The organism is Pseudomonas sp. LAMO17WK12:I10, assembly GCF_900215185.1.
GTDB lineage: Bacteria > Pseudomonadota > Gammaproteobacteria > Pseudomonadales > Pseudomonadaceae > Aquipseudomonas > Aquipseudomonas chlororaphis.
The window spans coordinates 1-1,873 of sequence record NZ_OBDX01000082.1 but is presented as its reverse complement, the minus strand read 5'-3'; the positions used below and the strand labels follow the sequence as shown (position 1 = coordinate 1,873).

General features: G+C 57.4%; 1 protein-coding gene. It reads right to left on the bottom strand.

Going from position 1 to position 1,873, the window contains the following annotated elements; all coding sequences use genetic code 11:
- Nucleotides 1-810 precede the first annotated feature (810 nt).
- The gene (locus CRO75_RS32155) at nt 811-1,701 is read right to left on the bottom strand and encodes an Ig-like domain repeat protein (RefSeq protein WP_097140656.1); all 891 of its coding nucleotides are present in this window, start codon (nt 1,699-1,701) and stop codon (nt 811-813) included.
- Nucleotides 1,702-1,873: the final 172 nt, after the last annotated feature.

Genomic DNA, 1,873 nt, shown 5'->3' with positions numbered 1-1,873 from the left:
GCTGAGCTCGTATCGCTTTGCCATCAGGGACTCCTGCCGTTGATGGCGGCGATTTTAACCATTTCGGTGTTTCAAGGGATTTCGTACAGGGCCTACGATAGGCCCTCACATTCGATCCGGTGACTGGCGACAACTGTATATTACGGCCGCCGAGAGAGCTAGCGATTGCCTATGGCAGCGCTGGTCTGTCCTGGATTAGCTTCAGCCACAGGACGCAGATGATCGGCCGCAGTGGCAGCCACGTCGCGAGTGAGATTGCCCGCCCTGCCGGCGCGCCGCCAACCCAGTTGTCCTCACCGACACCAACAATTCCCGCCTGCGCACGGGTGCCATTGACGGTCGGGCCAAGCCAGGAACTTCCACCCTGGGCACCAGGATAACTCTGGCCCGCCCCCAGGCCACCAGCAAAGTCGCTTTCATACCAGGTAGGATCGGCACCGCCGCCACCATAACCACCGTAGCCGCTGGCACTGCCAGACCAGCCATCCCCGAAAATCAGGTCGTCGCCATCTCCACCGAACAAGCTATCTGCGCCAGAGCCAGGCGCACCGGCGTTTCCTTGCCAATGTCCGCCTCCCCCCGAGCCGTCACCGAAAATAACATCGGCATAGGTTGTGCCAGTAAGCGTGTCGGCATCCCCCCCAGCCTGAGCCATCACCCCAGAGAATTTCGCCACTGGCAACAGGTATGTAAATGATTGTGCCATTCCCAACAGTTGTATTAGATCCGTCAGTGATAGAACGCGTGAATGTGGCACTACTGCCGGAGGCCCACAGTGCCTTAAACAGAGTAACGTTACCGTTTTGTAAATCAGCCAAAAGCAAAACTGGTTACCGCCGTACCATTCAGGCGGAACTCGAAACCTGCGGGCACGTTGCTCAGACGAATCATAATATCCGCGGCGGCGGTATCCAGGTCGGTAATGTCAAACATATCTGCCGTCACCGTCACCGCCTGTCCCAGGCTGTCGTCGACTTCCCCAAACTCAATCCGTGCAGCATCGATTTCAGGATCGAGCCGCAGGGTAAAGGCTCCGGCATTAGAACTAGAACTGTTGCCGGCCGCATCGGTGATTGTGGTGCGGACAACGACTGCCCCATCGCCGAGCACAGCCAGCTCAGCGCGAGATAGACTAATCGTCGCATTGCCTTGTATATTACGGACGAGGGTACCGACCGTGCCGATCAGCGTTACTATGCCATTGGCGATGGAAGTGTCTCCCACAATGACATTCAGTACATCGATATTACTTTTCGCCCAGGTCTCCGATAATTGCAGAGTACCGTCGCTCATTGGCGCCGTGGTAGTCCACTCAACCGTGACCACCGGCGCGACGGCCTCCACAGCCACCGCCCGCGTACCGACGGCAGACTCGTTGCCAGCTGCATCGGTAACTTTGGCGATGATCGTGCTGTTGCCATCGGCTGGCACTTCACCCGACCCGAAGTTCGCCGTCCACGCCCCATCACTACCGACGTCGGCGGTCCTCTCGACGCTGCCCCAGGCCACTCTCACTTTGCCGCCTACTTCGGCAGTACTACGAACGGTTACACTGGCGTTCTTCTCGGACAGGTTAACCTTATCGTCGTCCGCTACCGTGCCGATTAACGGTACTTGCGGCGCAGCATAGTCCACAGTCACCGAACGCGAGACACTTGCCGACTCGCTGCCTGCTAGGTCGGTCGCCTTGACTCGGCCCATGTCGATACACAGCTCTTGATGAGTGAGTTCTATAGAGCGTAGACCAGTTTTTCAGTGGTACTTCTGAAACACCACATTAGGCCCTGTACGAAATCCCTTGAAACACCGAAATGGTTAAAATCGCCGCCATCAACGGCAGGAGTCCCTGATGGCAAAGCGATACGAGCTCAGC